Consider the following 14,685-nt stretch of genomic DNA (forward strand, 5'->3'; position numbering starts at 1 on the left):
TCCTACAGGGCGTTCATCTGCCCGAAGAAGGTCGATACCTCAGCAGCAGAAGCAAATTCGGGTTGAGGAGCCGGCACCGGCTCCGGGTCACCGGGCCGTGTAATCGGCGGAGGAAGCTCAAGGCCCTTGGCGTCGGACTCATCGACGTTCGCCTTGAGGAAGAGGTAATTCGAAAGCTCCAGCGCGTCAGAGATACGCGCGAGCATGTAATCGCCCTCGGGCCATCTGGCCCGCTCATCCATGGCCATCAGGAGAGTCGAGCGTCCGGGCTTGCTCATCAGAGAGCGGATGAGTACACCGACACGGCGTAGGGAAAGCCGCCCGCGCCACAGGTCCAAGAGGTCCACCGAGAAGAACTCAAGCAAGTCAGCTTCGAGTTCGTCAGGAAACTCCTGGATGACACGGACGACCACCATTAGTTTCCCGAGTCGTCCTGCCCCTGAGCCTCAGCCATCTTCTTAGCGAACTCGCCGAAGTCCTCGATATCCGGGGACGTCGCGAGATACGCGGCCCACTGGTCCTCGCCAAGAATGAGTTGAGTAGCAACCAGCTCGTCATCCGCCATAAGGACCTGAAGGGGGAAGTTCTTCGGGTGAGGGATCTTGAAAGTGAGGCCGCGGTGCTCAAAGGAGAGGAAAGTCTTCTTGGCCTCGGCAGCAGCCGCAGTAAGCTTCTTGGCGTTCTTCTTCGGGCCGGACTTCTTCTGTTCAGGCAAGAGGTAGCTCCTTAGGATAGGTCAACAGGAAGGCGGGGAGATCTTTATGGAGTGTCAGCGATGTCATCGTTGGTGAGGACGTAGCCGAGCTTCCCGGACGCGTCCAGGGCCTCAAAAGTCAGCTCGTACTTGCCGTTTTCCGTCCGGCTGAGCTGAATCGCCCCACGATCGGAAATCATCGATCGGTTGATCACTGCCCGATTCCGGATCGCTCCCTGATTCCAGTCCACCACCAAAGACACTTCCTTGATGTCCGGGTTAGACGAGAGGTCGAGTCGGTAGACGCCAGTCCCGACGGGGGTGGGGTCCTCCGACATGATCTCAACCCACGAGGCACCCCAGAAAAGCTCAGTCGTGATCTTGCTTGTTTCCTGGAGAGTCGCCTTGATGGAGAACGACGCCGAGGTCACGTGATACAGGACTGGAGTCGCGCTCTGCCAGGCATTCACAGGCTGAGTCTCGATAGCGGGAGTCAGCGTGACTCCACCCTCATCGACATAACCGAGAGCCTTGTACCCGGCAGGAGCCTTATCCGGATCACCCAGACCAGCAGGCGGGGTAATCGTGCTTCCCGAGTTGAGGAGAGCAACGTAGATGGCCCCGTTAGGAGCAAACCGAATCTTCTGTGGATCATTGGCCATACAGCCTCCAGAAGGCATAGAAAAAGCCCCTCTCCAGGCTGGAGAAGGGCTTTACTGTGGAGACAGCCAGGCAGCGTAAAACTAGAGGTTTGCGCCTCGGGCGCGCGCCTCCATGAGGCGCATTCCTGCTACCTCTGAGACATCTGTGCCGCTCAGCTCCACCCACCATGAATCATCGTGAGTAACAGCTTCGTGTACCTGGCCTGTCTGGTCTGTCATGAGTTTCGCGGCATTAACCGCTTCGCGTTCAGTCAGCATGTCTGCATGGTAGCGCTGAAATCATCAGCTCATGCAGGGATGTAGAAAACAGCGACCTGCCCGCAGTACACGTTCTCCCGCGAGGAGTCGTCAGGGTCGTACCGAGGAGAGTCGATCTCCTCGACGTCTAGGACCAGGGCGCCGCCCACTATGGTGTTCGGGAGCTTCTCCAGGAGGCTTTCCCGGACCAGGTAGGCGAGGTCGACAGCCGCTTTGCGATCCATCGAATAGGCGGCGTACTCGACGTCAACTCGGTCCATCCGGTCCCGAACAACACGAAAACCGCCCATGTGCTCCAGATAGACAGAGGTGCTTCCGGTGGTGTGGTTGGTGAGGTCACCCAGGACAGTTCCCTTAGGAATCTCCGGGACGGAATCGAGGAACTCGACGAGGAATTCTATGGGATCGAGCCTCAATCGACCCTCGCCTTCAGCAAGGCGCCCTTGAGCCAGCGACGGCCCTTCACCCTGCGGCCTCGACTCGTGAACCCGCGCTCCTGCAACATCGCGTGCCTCGCGCGGGGGTTCGCCTCGATGACGATCCCGCCGTACCACCCGTCACGGTCCATGTAGACAACCGCGTCGATCTGGCTCCGAATGGAGTTCCACGACTGACCACGACGGGATCGCCTGGGGGCATCGCCCTTGGCGTAAGCGTCGATGCGTTTCACGGCCAGGGCGAGGGCCTCACGCGTCCCGGGAAGGCTGAACACGTCCTGTTCCCAGCGCCTATGCAGAACCAACCTGGTCCGCGCATTCCTGGGCGTCATCGGATCGCCCTCCAAACCGAGAGCTTGAGGTGCCGGCGGGAGGTCGCGTCCCACACCTCCGGCTCACCGTCGACCTCGTACATGTGCCCCGCCACCTTCACCCTGTCGGCAGAGGTGACGTCGGCAGAGAAGGGGAGCCACACGGTCAGCCGCTCCTGTGACTGATCACGGGCGGGAGAAGCCGACTCGTACGACTTGGCAGGCTGGGCGTCCCCCAGGCCGGACCAGACCATGACGGCCTGGTCCCAGTCGGGACGGGAGGTGTAAGCGCTCCTGGTCCTGGAGGACGAGCGCCAGACCTCAACGGGATCAGAGCGCATCCGCCCCCCTTATAAGGGAGAGAGATCCCGCAGACCCACGGCGCCAACGGCCTTCCCGGAGCGCCGACTTGGCAGCAGCCGAAAGGGTCTGCGCCGAGCTGGCCCCCGTAAAGGTCACCTCGACCTCACCCACACGCTCAGACTCGACCCCCGGGGAGAGCGCCAACCACCTGATGACCTCCGCACAGGTGATCGCGCGCAGGGAAGCGGGAACGTCCTCGTGACCCCACGAGGCGGTGAGCGTCACCAGGGCCTCACCCCATCCGGCATCGCGGACCAGACGGAGGCCGGTGTATGTCCAGTCGGTCACCTCCTGGCCGTCGATGTCGACGGCCGACACCGTCAGGCCGGTTCGGTAACGGGCTGGTATTGAGAGGGCGTAACCGCCCTGTGCGTAGAGGGTGATGGTGCGGTGGGTCCTTCGGCCGAAGTCCTTGCCGCAGTAGTCCTCTATCAGGCCGGTGACGTCCTCCAGGAGCGCCGTCACCCTCGGGTGGATCTCGGCGGGGATGGGCTGCCCGGAACGGATAGCCACATCCTCTACAGAAGCGAGGGACAAAGGGCCTCCCCGGTCAGCCGCCCGAAGGGGCGACTTCCTTGATGGACACCTTCAGCCCGCGCACGAACTTCTCACCGATCAGAGTTCCCCTGACGTTGTAATCAGGGTCCTCCTTGACAGTGGAAAGCCCATACATTGTGTCGAGCCCAATCGTGTCCGCCTTGAGGCCGAAGTCATAGTCGACCAACATCCTCGTGGCGATTCCGTTGATGTTCTGCACGCTGCCGGTGACGGCACCCATAGGGATAGCCGGGCAAGCGGACGTCAGGAGCATGGCGCTCTTGTGGAAGAAATACATCTCCAGGTCGAACGAGTTGTGCACCACGACATCGAAACCGTAGTAGGAGCCGATGATGGCCCGACGCAGGGCGTTGGTGTCGCCGCTGTAGTCCACCGCAACGAATTCGGGGTCCTTCAGAAGGATCGCCTCGACCTCGGGACCGGCGATCACGTACCGCTCGGAGTGAGGGATATTAGAGCGGTTGAGGTTCAGCCTCGCGTCCACGAAAGCGATACGCAGAGCAAGCGCCCGCTCCATGAGGTTCTCGCGCGATCCCGTGTAGGTCGGAATGGTGACCTCGACGTCACCACCGATCGCCTTCTTCTGGGCCGCACTCAGACCCTCGCGGGTAACGTTGGCCTTGACGAACGCCGCAGTCGTGTCGTCGAAATACTCCGCGAAGCCTCGGGTAAGCGGAGCGAGAATCTGAGCACCGAAACGCTTCAAGTCGAACGCGACCTGCTCCATGCTGAGCGCAGAAGCATTCTGAGCCAAAGTCGTCAACTGGACGGCAAAACGCGACTCGTTGATAAAGCCATTCGGAGCCCGGCGCGGAGCCGTCGGAAGCGGCCGGTCAGAAGCCGCAGCAAAGACGTTCTTGTCCCCCGTAATCGGGTTCTTGATAATGCTCGAAATCCCGGACTCCTGAACCGGGATACTGCGGGAAGGACGGTTGACATTGATGACGTCACCGACGCCACCGGTAAAGTTCAGCTCAGAATAACGTGCGGGAATCCCGCCAAGAGTTAGCTGTCGATCCAAAAGCCCCAGAGCAGCAATGGTGACCTGCCGGGGGTCCAAGTTAAAGTGGTGCTGAGTAGCCAAAATGCCTCCACGCGGGCATAAAAAAAGCCCCCTGAGGAGGGGCCTTTAGCACGCTATGGAGCTGCTCTAAAAGACCCCTCGGCAGAGGGCACTAAGGGTTGAGGGGTTTAAGGGGGGATCGAGAGATCTAGATGAAAGTGTCACCCGCGATGTAGTCGGCCAGAGCGGTCGGGTCATTGGTCGTCAAAACCGACTGACCGTTGCCGCCCTTGTTGTGCCCACCCCCAATAAGGTCAGGGAACTCGTCAGCGAAATCGGTAGGCTTCAGTGCCTCGACGAACGCCTTCACCGCCTCCGTGTCAGGGCGGTCGTGCTCGCCCTTGAAGCGGGAGTAATCCAGATACTTGAGGTCCGGCAACTCGCGGCCGGCACTCTGTGCCTGGAGCCGCAGTTCAGCTGTCACCAGCTCCGTGGAGACCTCACCGAGAGCAGCAGTACGGGCCTCGCCCCTGGCCGCCTCTAGAGCCGCCTCCTGGGCGGTCTGAAGCTCCTGAAGCTCAGTCCGAGCACTGTTGTAATTGGTCTCGTTCTGGAGGCTCATAGCCTTCCAGCGGTCTCGGTCGGCAGTCAGCTCCTCCAGGGTCAGGCCCGGAGAAGTCTCCGCCGGATTGCCCTCCGTGGAGCCGGTAGCAGGCTGGCTGTTTTCGCCAGTCGGAGCAGTCATATGGGATTCCATTCGGGAAGGGACCTACGCCATTAAGGCAGGTCGGTTACTTAGCCTCATTGATCTTCCGGTTCGCGTTCCCGGAGTTTCCTTGAGGTGCCTTGACAGGGGCCTGCTTTTCAGGCTGCGGAAGCAGCTTCTGTATCTCGGCCTGAGCCTTGGCATCCTCCTTGCGCATCCTGCGGAAGTCGGAGATCTGAGCGGCTGTGAAACCAGCCTCGAACCAGAGGAATTCGAGAGGCACATCGAGCTGCTTGAGCTTCAACAGGGCGTCAATATGCTGGGCCTCAGTCCTGTACTCAGGATCGCGCCACCGCGTCTCCATCTCGTACGCGTCACGCCGCCTGTCGCCCTTGATGGCGAAGCAGAGCCGGATAACCCGCTCCCACGCCTCGCCGAAATGTCGCATCCGCTCTTTCACCTTGGCCACCAATCCGGCCTCTGCCGAAATGATGGCTTCACCGGAAGGCGTATTGGAGGAGTTGACCAAGAAATAGTGGCTAGGGAGCCTCGCGACCGTGGCGAGATGCTGAACGAGCATGTCCACCAACGTCACGTAGTTCGCGAGGCTGGCAGGCTCGAAGGAGCCGAATTTAGAATCAGCATCTTCGGCTTGGAGCAATTTATCGAGGCCCACATTGAAAGGCGCCACAGGATTTCCCTGTTCGTCCTCCTGGATCTCCAGCCCAGTAACCCACCTCTGCGGGTAAGCCGCCATTTCAGATGCCGTCAGGGCATCCATCGTGATCTTGTTGATCGCGTCCTGAATCGGAATACAGTTCGCAAGGTCAGACGTCGATTCAAGCCCGACCCTGGGACGGTTTTCAAAGGGAACGACGGGGACCATCTTCAGCGGATTACGCCGAAGAGTTCCCCGCTCCCAATCATCAACACCGTATGGGACCTCGTAGACATACCTCTCGGTCCACAAAGTGACCTGCTGTCGGCCCCAAGGGTCGACCTCGTACCGGGCCGCAGACTCCAACTCCCACAAGGAGCCCGGCTTATACGACACGGCCAGGTGATTGCGGGATACCGGAGTAATACGCGGTTGGCCCTTCTCGGGCCACACAAGCACGTAGGACACACCGGAAATCAGCGCTTCGAGGTGCACCGAGGACGCATAAGCGTCCATAGAGGACTGCTGCCAGAACCGGCGGGCATCCTTACCGTCGTCCTGCCCCGGAATTCGAAAGCTGTCGACGTGCAGACGCTCATTCGTAGCGTCGATGATCGTCCCGCAGAAGTTGTCACGCCAACCCTGGAAGACGCTCGCGAAAGCAGCCTTGTAACGCATCTGCGAGAAAGCGAGCTTCTGTTGCTCGCCCTCGTAGTACCGGGAGTAGACCTGGGACGGGTGCACTGGCCCAGGCAGTTTCCCATGGAGATACATGAGCCACTGAAAAGGCGTCTCAGGCTTCCCAATATGGGCACCGTAGCCACTTGGCGGAATGATCATAGGCGGGCCTCCTTCAGAAGCCCACGACACGTGACCTTCGAATTTTCAGGCGTCCATCAGCGATGGCATCGGCTCTGGCCTCCAAGGCGAGAACTGCGCAAACGGCTAGGTCAATTTTTCTTTTAGACCTCGGGCTGTCCTTCTGAATCAGAAGGCCCTGAGGCGTTTCCCGAGTAACAGCATTGAGTACATGACGGGTGAGTCGATAGTCGCCGCCGTGCTTCAAATCGCCCACCATTGCGGCGGTACGAAAACGCTCAACAGCCTGAGTCATCCGTGTGGGCTTATTGGTCCAGAACTCGAAAACGCGATCATCCCCGTGCTCAATGGACCAACGGCCAATGTTCTCCTGCCAATAAGGCGGATCACAGTAAGCCCACTCAACGCGATACCGGCGGAACGTTTCTGCCACAGCAGCCTCGACCGCGAGAACATCCACCTCCCAGTCAACGGGAGCTTTCTCGGGACGCTCCCAGACACCGAGAACGAATAGCTTGGCGTCCCGCAAACGCACTCCGACAAGGCCCGTGGCATCCCCGCGGATCGAGCCGTCAAAACCGACGGCTATCTGATCCCCCGGCATAATCGGATCGTCCTCGTCAAAGCACGCGTCCCACTCGCCCTTACTCATCCAACCATCGCTGGACTCCGCGATCTGGTTGAAATAGAAGCGGCAGTACGTTGAATCGGGGGTCGTCCGGTCATAGAGGATGGTGCGAGTCAGACCATGAACGTCAGCCCAGAAAGCATCCCCGTACGCCGCGATGAGAGCCGAACGGACCGCATCCTCGTCCCGGATATCCTCCAGGGAAATCGAGCCCTCAATGCAGTCATACAGCCAATAGCCCTTCGAGACCATCTCGGACTCGTGGATGATCTGGGCTACGGAGTCTTCGTTGGGGTTGTACGCGTTCGTCGTGGAAACCCAACGGCTACCGGCCTTGGTGGTCTTCTCGATATTCCGCTTGAGTACCTGGAAGAAATCCGGGCCCCCGTTGCTACCCACCCAGTGATGGCATTCGTCCATCAGGCAAAACGTCGGCCGATTGCCTTCGTTGGTTCGGCCGGCAGTGGCCTTAGGCTTGATGCTACCGGGCCTACCAGTCTTGAACTGGATCACCATTTTGCCGATTTCCAGGCCGTACGTGGCCTCGGCAGGAGACTCCGAGAGCATTCCCCGGATCATGTCCATTGTCTGTTCTGTCTGATCGAGCGCAGTAGCGCCGATCTGCACGACAGGCAGAGGGACAGGCTTACCGACGGGAAGACCGAAAGCATCCCAGTGCGAGAATCGGCAAGGGCCTAGGAACTCGACAATGGCGAGGGCCGCCAGAAGAGGCGTCTTACCCCAGCCCTTAGCGCGACGAAGCGTTGCCGCACTGTACTTCCAGGACCCATCCGGATTGATGGCATAAAACCAGAGAACGAACCTCAGTTGCTCCTGAGTGAAAACCCAGGGCTCACCGGCGTTGTCTCCGTCGGGCTGGACAATGTTGTCCTTCGCCCAACGGATGATCTTGTAGCCGAGAGACTCCCTCGTGGACGGGACTCCGGGCGGGAGATTTCCGGTCTGCACCCGGCATCACCCGCCTATCCATCTAAGAGCCGTTCAAAAGCCGGTACAGCTCCTCGTCCATATCCAGGTCTGAAGGGGCTCCGGCACCGGAAGGTGCCTCGTTCTCAGAGGGCTTCTCGAACGTCATCCGAAGCCGGGAACGGTCCTCGACCGTTGCACCCCATTTGGCAACTCGCTGACGGATTTCACCGGCTAGTTTCAGGTCGCCGAGGAACAGGCCGTCCACGAGCCGGGTTGTGATCTCCAGCTCCGCCCAGTCCGTCTCAGTCCAAGCCGCTGTCTGCGGCGCTGTGCTCCAGGTCCGCCAAAACCGTTTGGCTCCCGGCGTCTTGATGCCGAGCCCCCTCGGCAGCTCCCGGCCCGGCTGGACCTCAGCCGGCAGCACTTGCGCGCCCGGATGCACGTTGCGCCTCTGCGCGTTGTCCTTGGGCGCTGGTCCCCGAGTCACTTGATCCGCACCTCCGGGAGATCCGGGTACAGGTCCGCGAGGTCACGCAACTCGGTGCGCGCGTCCTGTCGCCAGGCTCGCTCACGTCGAGCCCGGGGTGGCTGACCCGTTTCACGGAGGCGAGGCCCCTCGGGCTCCTCCAGGAGCTGGGGGACGGCATCGCTCATTGGCGCATCACTCCTACTGAGGTGGTAACAACAAAGGCCCCCTCGGGGGCCTGGCGGTGGTGGTCTGATCGGCAGGTCTCGAACCTGCGGCCTCCGCATCCCAAATGCGGCGCTCTGCCTACTGAGCTACGACCAGTGGAAAGGACAGGGGCTCAGGCCCATTACGGCTACGGGTGCCATGCACCGAGGCCCTGTCCAGTGATTCCGGTGGGACTCGAACCCACGACCAGAGGATTAAAAGCCCCCCCGCTCTACCAACTGAGCTACGGAATCGGAAAGCTCCCTGGCGAGGACTCGAACCCCAATTGCTGGGACCAGAGCCCGGCGTGCCGCCAATTACACCACCAGGGAATGTAGGCGCGCTGCGGGATTCGAACCCGCGTTGCCCCCGGACAGGGGGAGTTCTAGGCCGCTGAACTAAACGCGCGGCCCGTCCGTCCCTTGATCAGAGGGAGTTCCAGGGCCAGGGGAGCTACCCCACTGCTGACCATCCAGGATTTGAACCCAGGACCTCCGCCTTATCAGGGCGGCGCTCTAACCAGACTGAGCTAATAGCCATAGGCCCGGCAGGGATCGGGCTGCGGTCCGATATCGCATACACCTGCCGGGTACCGCTACGTTTTCCGTCGTTCCTCGGCGGATTTCCGCCCATGGCAGTCACGGCACAACGTCTGAGCGTTGTCGAGCGTCCATGTTCCGCCCTGAGCGATCGGAACAACGTGATCGACCTCCAGGGCGGAACGTCCACCACAGCGCACACAGGCGAACCCGTCACGGGCAAGTGCCAGAGGTCTAACCCTTCGTTCCCACAGCGAAGAAACCGCACGGTTGGTCTGATTTCGAGCGCTCGGGCGAGTCCAGGAAGGCTCAGGAGCAGGTGCATGGACTTCGCACCGGCCTGCGCGGGCAGTGCGCTTGACGCAGCCTCGAACGAGGCAGATGGACGCTGCACGAGGCATGGCGCCCCACCCCCTCTCATCAGCGGGTCTGTACTGCGGGGGGAGTACGATGGGCGGCCCTGGCGGATGCTGATCTGGCGCCAGGGTCGCCACCCCTCCACTCGTCCTCGACCTGCGGCACAGTGCCGACAGGGAGCCTCAGTGAAGTGGTTAGTTGAATAGCTAAGGGAATCCGGAAGTCCGCTTTTGCGGACCGTTTACCTTGTTACTTTAAGTAAAGTTAAGTGACTGAAGTAAAGAGCTTCTTTCCTTCGTTGCTACTCACTAGGTATGTACGTGTCCTCTGAGGTCACATGGGACGCAAGAGGTGCATGTGAGACCTGGATCACACGAGGGAGAGTGTTGGGTGTAGCTGGCTGGACAGCGTGGGTACGATGCCCGTACCTCAGGGGTGCCTGTGGGGAGGGGATGGAACGCCTTGAGGGCTGAATGGAAATGGGTGACGAGGTATGGCGAAACTGCCTGACAATCTCAAGCTCTTGAAATTGGAAGCTGCTGGGTTTACCCATGCGGAAATAGGTGACATGTATGACGTCACTCGGCAGGCGGTGACTAAGCGCTTTAATGAGATGGAAGTGTATAAACGAGGGGATTTCTCGAAGCTTAACAGGGTGCTGCCCTGGGATTTCTCTAAATATTCCGACAGTGCCAAGAGGAAAATTTGGAGCCAGGCACCCATGATGGGGCTCCGGAACTATGTGCGTCAGCAGCTTGGGGAGCCTATTTCTGCGCGGGGGCTGGAATCCTTGAACGCGTTTCTCCGTCGAGTTTCGGCGGGTGAAGTGCTTGCTGTTAACGCCGAGGAGGGCGCGCACTACGTTCCGCGGGACGCGGAGAAAGACGGTGCTCTCGTGGTGCGGTGGCCCGACAAGGAGCAGAAGGACGGGCGTGCTGAACTGCTAAAACTCCCAAAGGCGAAAGGAGGGAGCGCGGGAGCCTAGTCCGCTTGAGGACGGGAGAGGGGCTGACGGATTCCGCGTGAGCCAGATCAAGGGCCGAAGGAGCGCACAGACTCCTGAAGGCCCTTTTTGGTTGCCCTTGACCGGGGCTAAATCTTTGTGACCCTGCCCACAGGTGTATTCGCACTTGCTCCATACGTCACACCGCGTACAGTCGAGGTCACGGACGGAAGTAGTACGGGCGTTCGAGTACGACGACGAGCACGCGGGGGTGTGGATGTATGAGCGTGGGGGGCGCGGCCAGGGGGCAGTGGCGGAACCGCATGGAGCTGCGCCGGAGCCTGGGGGAGGCCCAAGTGGTGACACGTGTGGAGTGGTACGCGTCAGGGCTGCTGACGATCACCATGTTCCGTACGGGCATCGCAGGCTCGTACTTCATCGTGACTGAGGCTGATGTTCTGGCGGCTGAGGATCTTGTGGCCCTCCGGGAGCTGGGTACGGAACTGGGGGCTCCGTGGCGAAATCGGGTTGTGGAATCAGACGTCTACGACCATCCTCACAGGAAATTCCCGGGGTCCAGGAGCTTTTGTGTGCACGTGGTGCATCCGGGTGTTCGAGACGAGTGGGGGATGTATGACCGACCGTTATACCCGGGTCGCGACGATGACGCGCTCCGTGTCGCAAGTTGAGCAGTATGAGCGGTGCCCGCACCAGTACGAGTTGCAGCGGGTAAAGAGGGTGACGCCCCGGCCTGCCGCGTGGTCTCATCAGGGCACAGCGGTGCATGCTGCTGTTGAGGCACATGAGCGGAGCGGGCGTGCCCTTTCCCAAGGCCAAGTTGCGGACGTGTTTGCGGCGGAGTACACAACCGCTACTCAGGCGGCTCTGAGCAGGGAGCCGCGTTTGGGGCGGTGGATGACCGCCGGCACTGACGGCCAGTCCGATATTGAGGCTCGGTACATCCTGGGGATGGACCAGGCGAGGGCATACGTCAGGTGGGCCGAGGAGCATCAACCCGAAATCTGGAAGAGTCCTTCCGGTGAGATCGGTGTGGAAAAGCACTTGACGGCCGATATCGGGGGTGTCACTGTCCAGGGCTATGTGGACCAGCTGGTGAATCGCTCGGGCGGATCTGTCAGAGTGCGGGACGTGAAAACCGGCTCGACAAAGAGCAAATTCCAGCTTCAGACTTACGGAGTACTGGCCCGGAAGGTGATTGGGGTGGAGGTCAATGACGCAGATTGGTATATGGCCAAGACGGGAAATCTTTCCAGGCCGGTAGATCTGACAGGTGTGACTGAAGACTTCGTTGCAGAGCGGTTCGTGGCCATGGATCAAGCTGTTAAGGTCGGCGCCTTCCCTGCCAAGCCCGGGTTTCACTGCCGGTTCTGCGATGTATCCCACGCATGCAGATTCAGCAGGACGTAAATATTTTTTGTCGCAAAAGTTGCCTCCCGCGATCGAGGGCATGAAATGGAGGGTGATTGTATTCTCTGACGCAGTCAGTTGGCATACGCGGGTCGGCAGGTGAGCCGCTCCCACACACGTTCAAGTCCCTGCGGCAGCTGGAGGTCGAGTTCCGTCGGTCGGAGCTGTCCTTGGTGGCCGCAGGACCGGGCACAGGGAAAAGCATCTTTGCTCTGTTCTTAGCTCTCTCCGTGAACGTCCCGGTGCTGTACTTCTCGGCTGACTCAAGCTCCGCAACGCAGGTGGCACGGGCCACAGCCATGATTACCGGTGATGATGCGAAGTCCATCAAAAAGGCGCTTGTGGGAGGAGAGTTCGGAGAGTATGAAGCAGCACTAGGGGAGCGCTGGTGGACTCGATTCAATTTCTCGGCGCGACCTTCGCAGCGTGAGATAGAGACGCACCTCTTGTGCTATCTGGAGGTGTACGGATGTACTCCACATCTGATAGTTGTCGACAACATTACAAATGTTGACGTCGGAGTCGTCGGAGACGCGGAGAGTTTCACTTTCAGCCTGGAGGGGCTATGCGAGTACTTGGGCGAAATGGCTCGGGAAACAACGGCGCATGTGCTAGGTCTCCACCATGTAGTAGGTGAGCACTCGGACGGCCTCAAGCCGATTCCTCTTAGCGGCATCAAGGGCAAAGTCCATAGGGTTCCGGCGCTGATCCTGACGGCTCACAAAGAGGTGGACGGACTTGACTCGCGTATCGTCCACTTCTCGCCGGTGAAGAACCGTGAAGGCTTCGAAGACTCGTCGGGTAAGACGTTCGCGAGCTTCAGAATGAACCGCTCGAATCTGCGGTTGGAGGAGCTTGAAGAGGACTTCCCGGAAATGATCGCTGCATAAAAACTTGCCTCCTGGGGCGGAAGGGGTTCACAGTGAGCTGCACGATGGGGATTCAGAAGGTTGTTCGCGGTGGGTTCAAGGCGGAGCGCGAATTTGGCTTCGCTCTCGAATCTCGGTTCAAAGATCTCGACCTCTCTAAGGTGGACACCGAGGGAGCAGCCGTGGTGGTCGTGATTGCTGACCCGAGGCACCTGAACCTCCACCAGCTTTCCCGAGTCCTCGTCGGCGCCGCCTCGGGCGGGGTAAAGACGGCAGTGATCGACATCCCGCAAAAAGGGTTGCGGAAGGCTGTCCCGATCTTCAACCTTTTCGCCATGGTGGACGAGAATGCGCGACTCAAGGAGCTTCAGAAGCTGGAGAGGGCTATCAGGGCAGGGGGCTAATGGCTCAACCCCGAAAAGGGTACCGGGAATGCACGAAGTGCGGTAAGAACCGGGCTGAGCGGTTCTACACCCCTCGGGGGAAGATCTGCTCTACCTGTCGCAAAAGCACTCGCCGGCAGGCATCGCGAAATGCGAGGCTCAAGGCCACATACGGCCTGACAGGCGAGGAATACCAACGCCTCTACGAGGCACAGGGCGGACGCTGCGCGATCTGCCAGGAAACACGTAAAACCAATTTGGCCGTGGACCACTGTCACAAGACAGAGGCGGTACGCGGCCTTTTGTGTGCCCGCTGCAACAGCCAACTCCTGGCGCGAGGCGCCAGGGACCAGCCCGAAGTACTCAGGCGGGCCGCAGATTACCTAGAGGACTATCCGGCATGGAAAGTCCTTGGACCTCGATACACACACGATAAGGGAGCCCCAAATGGCTAAGTGCGCGCGTACGAGCATCACCCAGGAAGTCACGAAGACGGAGACAGTTCCGGGCTATACCCTCACCCTTACCCAGGACGAGGCCGAGACCCTCATGAGCATCGTGGGCTCGGTCAGCGGGGATTCCAAGGACTCTCCGCGTAAGCACGCCGATGCGGTGTACTACGCCCTCCAGGGACAGGGACTTTCCGCGAAGTACCGGAAGCAGGTACAGGGCACCATGCGGCTTCTTAAGAAGCCGACCCCGGATCTCTACACCTGGTAACTCCCCTGTACCTCAGACCCTAGACCAGGCAAGGAATTTGATATGGCGCACGCTGAACTCAAGGCCGAAACCACCATCACGGAGACGATCACTCTTACGCTGAGTCGGGCCGAGGCGGAGGTAATAGCGACCGTCGGCGCCTTCCTCGCGGGCGACGTCGTGGCGAGCCCCCGAGGGGACTACCGCAATGTGGCTCAGGCCCTTCAGAAGGCGGGGATCAAGGTCTACGACGACCCGCGCCGGGATCACCCGATGAACCTGATCAACCTCAGTACGACGAACGCCATCTGCTTCCGCAACAAGCCCGGCAAGACGTCCGCCACTCGCGCGGTGTGATGGATGAGCCGTCAGCGCTTAAGCCGCCGATCGGGCGCATACTCGCCCACTACTACGGGCTAGAGCTGGGGGAAAAGAGGGGGCGAGTGCGAGTAGCTTGCCCCCTTCCGTCACATCCGGACTCGGTCCCATCGGCATCTGTGGACCTTGATAAAGACCGTTGGGCCTGCTTCGCCTGCAATCTCAGCGAGGACTCATACAGCGTCATCATGAGGGAGGAGGGCTTTGGCTTCACTGACGCCCAAAAATTTGCACGTACCGAATTCAGTGGAGACGGCAAGGGAGTACCACCAGAGCTACAAGGGGAGCCCAGCCGAGGCGTACGTCAGGGCTCGCGGCCTGGGCGAGATCGCAGAGAGGTACGGACTCGGCTACGTCGCTTCGGCGAGGACTGGGCATGAGCGCTACAG

At 60.2% G+C, this 14,685-nt stretch carries 23 protein-coding genes and 5 tRNA genes; 8 read left to right on the top strand and 20 right to left on the bottom strand.

Annotated elements, in window-relative coordinates; genetic code table 11:
* Positions 1-2 precede the first annotated feature (2 nt).
* From ACLZOT_RS31635 to ACLZOT_RS31725, 19 genes are all read right to left on the bottom strand, one after another.
* A complete protein-coding gene (locus ACLZOT_RS31635; protein ID WP_416972539.1) occupies positions 3-416 on the bottom strand; it encodes a hypothetical protein in 414 nt (137 codons plus the stop codon).
* Positions 416-715, bottom strand: coding sequence for a hypothetical protein (locus tag ACLZOT_RS31640; RefSeq protein WP_416972540.1), 300 nt, complete (start codon positions 713-715; stop codon positions 416-418). The genes ACLZOT_RS31635 and ACLZOT_RS31640 overlap by 1 nt, the downstream gene beginning before the upstream one ends.
* Before the next feature lie 44 nt (positions 716-759).
* On the bottom strand, positions 760-1,356 hold the full coding sequence (locus tag ACLZOT_RS31645; protein ID WP_416972541.1) for a hypothetical protein: 597 nt from the start codon (positions 1,354-1,356) through the stop codon (positions 760-762).
* Positions 1,357-1,643: 287 nt separating this feature from the next.
* Positions 1,644-2,030: a hypothetical protein gene (locus ACLZOT_RS31650; protein WP_416972542.1), complete on the bottom strand. Its 387-nt coding sequence runs from the start codon at positions 2,028-2,030 to the stop codon at positions 1,644-1,646.
* Positions 2,027-2,326: a hypothetical protein gene (locus tag ACLZOT_RS31655; protein WP_416972543.1), complete on the bottom strand. Its 300-nt coding sequence runs from the start codon at positions 2,324-2,326 to the stop codon at positions 2,027-2,029. Before ACLZOT_RS31655 ends, ACLZOT_RS31650 begins: the two co-directional genes overlap by 4 nt.
* Before the next feature lie 53 nt (positions 2,327-2,379).
* Positions 2,380-2,703 carry a head-tail adaptor protein gene (locus ACLZOT_RS31660; RefSeq protein ID WP_416972544.1) on the bottom strand — a complete coding sequence of 108 codons (324 nt, stop codon included), beginning with the start codon at positions 2,701-2,703 and terminating at the stop codon, positions 2,380-2,382.
* Positions 2,693-3,238, bottom strand: coding sequence for a phage gp6-like head-tail connector protein (locus ACLZOT_RS31665; protein ID WP_416972545.1), 546 nt, complete (start codon positions 3,236-3,238; stop codon positions 2,693-2,695). The genes ACLZOT_RS31660 and ACLZOT_RS31665 overlap by 11 nt, the downstream gene beginning before the upstream one ends.
* 37 nt (positions 3,239-3,275) lie before the next feature.
* Positions 3,276-4,343: a hypothetical protein gene (locus tag ACLZOT_RS31670; protein ID WP_416972546.1), complete on the bottom strand. Its 1,068-nt coding sequence runs from the start codon at positions 4,341-4,343 to the stop codon at positions 3,276-3,278.
* 151 nt (positions 4,344-4,494) lie between these two features.
* Complete coding sequence (locus ACLZOT_RS31675; RefSeq protein ID WP_416972547.1) at positions 4,495-5,031, bottom strand: hypothetical protein; 537 nt, start codon at positions 5,029-5,031, stop codon at positions 4,495-4,497.
* 46 nt (positions 5,032-5,077) lie between these two features.
* Positions 5,078-6,490: a phage portal protein gene (locus ACLZOT_RS31680; RefSeq protein ID WP_416972548.1), complete on the bottom strand. Its 1,413-nt coding sequence runs from the start codon at positions 6,488-6,490 to the stop codon at positions 5,078-5,080.
* 13 nt (positions 6,491-6,503) lie between these two features.
* Positions 6,504-8,066, bottom strand: a complete 1,563-nt coding sequence (locus ACLZOT_RS31685) for a hypothetical protein (RefSeq protein WP_416972549.1) — start codon at positions 8,064-8,066, stop codon at positions 6,504-6,506.
* 22 nt (positions 8,067-8,088) lie between these two features.
* Positions 8,089-8,292, bottom strand: a complete 204-nt coding sequence (locus ACLZOT_RS31690) for a hypothetical protein (RefSeq protein ID WP_416972550.1) — start codon at positions 8,290-8,292, stop codon at positions 8,089-8,091.
* A gap of 218 nt (positions 8,293-8,510) precedes the next feature.
* Entirely contained in the window at positions 8,511-8,681 is a 171-nt protein-coding gene (locus ACLZOT_RS31695) for a hypothetical protein (RefSeq protein WP_416972551.1), read from the bottom strand.
* Between the two features lie 60 nt (positions 8,682-8,741).
* A tRNA-Pro gene (locus tag ACLZOT_RS31700) sits at positions 8,742-8,817 on the bottom strand.
* A 63-nt stretch (positions 8,818-8,880) separates the two neighbouring features.
* Positions 8,881-8,954 (bottom strand) — tRNA-Lys (locus ACLZOT_RS31705).
* A 6-nt stretch (positions 8,955-8,960) separates the two neighbouring features.
* Positions 8,961-9,032, bottom strand: a tRNA-Gln gene (locus ACLZOT_RS31710).
* A 5-nt stretch (positions 9,033-9,037) separates the two neighbouring features.
* A tRNA-Asp gene (locus tag ACLZOT_RS31715) sits at positions 9,038-9,108 on the bottom strand.
* 56 nt (positions 9,109-9,164) lie between these two features.
* Positions 9,165-9,239, bottom strand: a tRNA-Ile gene (locus ACLZOT_RS31720).
* 56 nt (positions 9,240-9,295) lie between these two features.
* Positions 9,296-9,640, bottom strand: a complete 345-nt coding sequence (locus tag ACLZOT_RS31725; RefSeq protein WP_416972552.1) for an HNH endonuclease — start codon at positions 9,638-9,640, stop codon at positions 9,296-9,298.
* A 449-nt stretch (positions 9,641-10,089) separates the two neighbouring features.
* Here ACLZOT_RS31725 and ACLZOT_RS31730 point away from each other — a divergent pair, with 449 nt between their 5' ends.
* Positions 10,090-10,581, top strand: coding sequence for a hypothetical protein (locus ACLZOT_RS31730; RefSeq protein ID WP_416972553.1), 492 nt, complete (start codon positions 10,090-10,092; stop codon positions 10,579-10,581).
* A 178-nt stretch (positions 10,582-10,759) separates the two neighbouring features.
* Here ACLZOT_RS31730 and ACLZOT_RS31735 read toward each other — a convergent pair whose 3' ends face one another.
* Positions 10,760-10,978: a hypothetical protein gene (locus tag ACLZOT_RS31735; protein WP_416972554.1), complete on the bottom strand. Its 219-nt coding sequence runs from the start codon at positions 10,976-10,978 to the stop codon at positions 10,760-10,762.
* Positions 10,979-11,202: 224 nt separating this feature from the next.
* On the opposite strand from ACLZOT_RS31735, the gene ACLZOT_RS31740 reads away from it, so the two are divergent.
* From ACLZOT_RS31740 to ACLZOT_RS31770, 7 genes are read left to right on the top strand one after another with little or no spacing between them, the layout of a single operon-like run.
* Complete coding sequence (locus tag ACLZOT_RS31740) at positions 11,203-11,967, top strand: PD-(D/E)XK nuclease family protein (protein ID WP_416972639.1); 765 nt, start codon at positions 11,203-11,205, stop codon at positions 11,965-11,967.
* A gap of 56 nt (positions 11,968-12,023) precedes the next feature.
* A complete protein-coding gene (locus tag ACLZOT_RS31745; protein WP_416972555.1) occupies positions 12,024-12,857 on the top strand; it encodes an AAA family ATPase in 834 nt (277 codons plus the stop codon).
* A gap of 44 nt (positions 12,858-12,901) precedes the next feature.
* The gene (locus ACLZOT_RS31750) at positions 12,902-13,240 is read left to right on the top strand and encodes a hypothetical protein (protein WP_416972556.1); all 339 of its coding nucleotides are present in this window, start codon (positions 12,902-12,904) and stop codon (positions 13,238-13,240) included.
* Positions 13,240-13,674: an endonuclease VII domain-containing protein gene (locus tag ACLZOT_RS31755; RefSeq protein ID WP_416972557.1), complete on the top strand. Its 435-nt coding sequence runs from the start codon at positions 13,240-13,242 to the stop codon at positions 13,672-13,674. The genes ACLZOT_RS31750 and ACLZOT_RS31755 overlap by 1 nt, the downstream gene beginning before the upstream one ends.
* On the top strand, positions 13,631-13,939 hold the full coding sequence (locus tag ACLZOT_RS31760; protein ID WP_416972644.1) for a hypothetical protein: 309 nt from the start codon (positions 13,631-13,633) through the stop codon (positions 13,937-13,939). Before ACLZOT_RS31755 ends, ACLZOT_RS31760 begins: the two co-directional genes overlap by 44 nt.
* A 42-nt stretch (positions 13,940-13,981) precedes the next feature.
* Positions 13,982-14,275 carry a hypothetical protein gene (locus ACLZOT_RS31765; RefSeq protein ID WP_416972558.1) on the top strand — a complete coding sequence of 98 codons (294 nt, stop codon included), beginning with the start codon at positions 13,982-13,984 and terminating at the stop codon, positions 14,273-14,275.
* Positions 14,275-14,676 carry a CHC2 zinc finger domain-containing protein gene (locus ACLZOT_RS31770; protein ID WP_416972559.1) on the top strand — a complete coding sequence of 134 codons (402 nt, stop codon included), beginning with the start codon at positions 14,275-14,277 and terminating at the stop codon, positions 14,674-14,676. The genes ACLZOT_RS31765 and ACLZOT_RS31770 overlap by 1 nt, the downstream gene beginning before the upstream one ends.
* The last annotated feature ends 9 nt before the right edge of the window (positions 14,677-14,685 follow it).

Source organism: Streptomyces sp. 4F14, assembly GCF_048159485.1.
Classification (GTDB): Bacteria; Actinomycetota; Actinomycetes; order Streptomycetales; family Streptomycetaceae; genus Streptomyces.

Coding starts and splice junctions, on each gene's coding strand:
- ACLZOT_RS31735 (WP_416972554.1), bottom strand. CDS start 10,978: ATGAAGTACGAGCCTGCGATGCCCGTACGGAACATGGTGATCGTCAGC.
- ACLZOT_RS31770 (WP_416972559.1), top strand. CDS start 14,275: ATGGATGAGCCGTCAGCGCTTAAGCCGCCGATCGGGCGCATACTCGCC.
- ACLZOT_RS31635 (WP_416972539.1), bottom strand. CDS start 416: ATGGTGGTCGTCCGTGTCATCCAGGAGTTTCCTGACGAACTCGAAGCT.
- ACLZOT_RS31730 (WP_416972553.1), top strand. CDS start 10,090: ATGGCGAAACTGCCTGACAATCTCAAGCTCTTGAAATTGGAAGCTGCT.
- ACLZOT_RS31675 (WP_416972547.1), bottom strand. CDS start 5,031: ATGACTGCTCCGACTGGCGAAAACAGCCAGCCTGCTACCGGCTCCACG.
- ACLZOT_RS31645 (WP_416972541.1), bottom strand. CDS start 1,356: ATGGCCAATGATCCACAGAAGATTCGGTTTGCTCCTAACGGGGCCATC.
- ACLZOT_RS31750 (WP_416972556.1), top strand. CDS start 12,902: ATGGGGATTCAGAAGGTTGTTCGCGGTGGGTTCAAGGCGGAGCGCGAA.
- ACLZOT_RS31680 (WP_416972548.1), bottom strand. CDS start 6,490: ATGATCATTCCGCCAAGTGGCTACGGTGCCCATATTGGGAAGCCTGAG.
- ACLZOT_RS31740 (WP_416972639.1), top strand. CDS start 11,203: ATGACGCGCTCCGTGTCGCAAGTTGAGCAGTATGAGCGGTGCCCGCAC.
- ACLZOT_RS31660 (WP_416972544.1), bottom strand. CDS start 2,703: ATGCGCTCTGATCCCGTTGAGGTCTGGCGCTCGTCCTCCAGGACCAGG.
- ACLZOT_RS31755 (WP_416972557.1), top strand. CDS start 13,240: ATGGCTCAACCCCGAAAAGGGTACCGGGAATGCACGAAGTGCGGTAAG.
- ACLZOT_RS31765 (WP_416972558.1), top strand. CDS start 13,982: ATGGCGCACGCTGAACTCAAGGCCGAAACCACCATCACGGAGACGATC.
- ACLZOT_RS31695 (WP_416972551.1), bottom strand. CDS start 8,681: ATGAGCGATGCCGTCCCCCAGCTCCTGGAGGAGCCCGAGGGGCCTCGC.
- ACLZOT_RS31725 (WP_416972552.1), bottom strand. CDS start 9,640: ATGCCTCGTGCAGCGTCCATCTGCCTCGTTCGAGGCTGCGTCAAGCGC.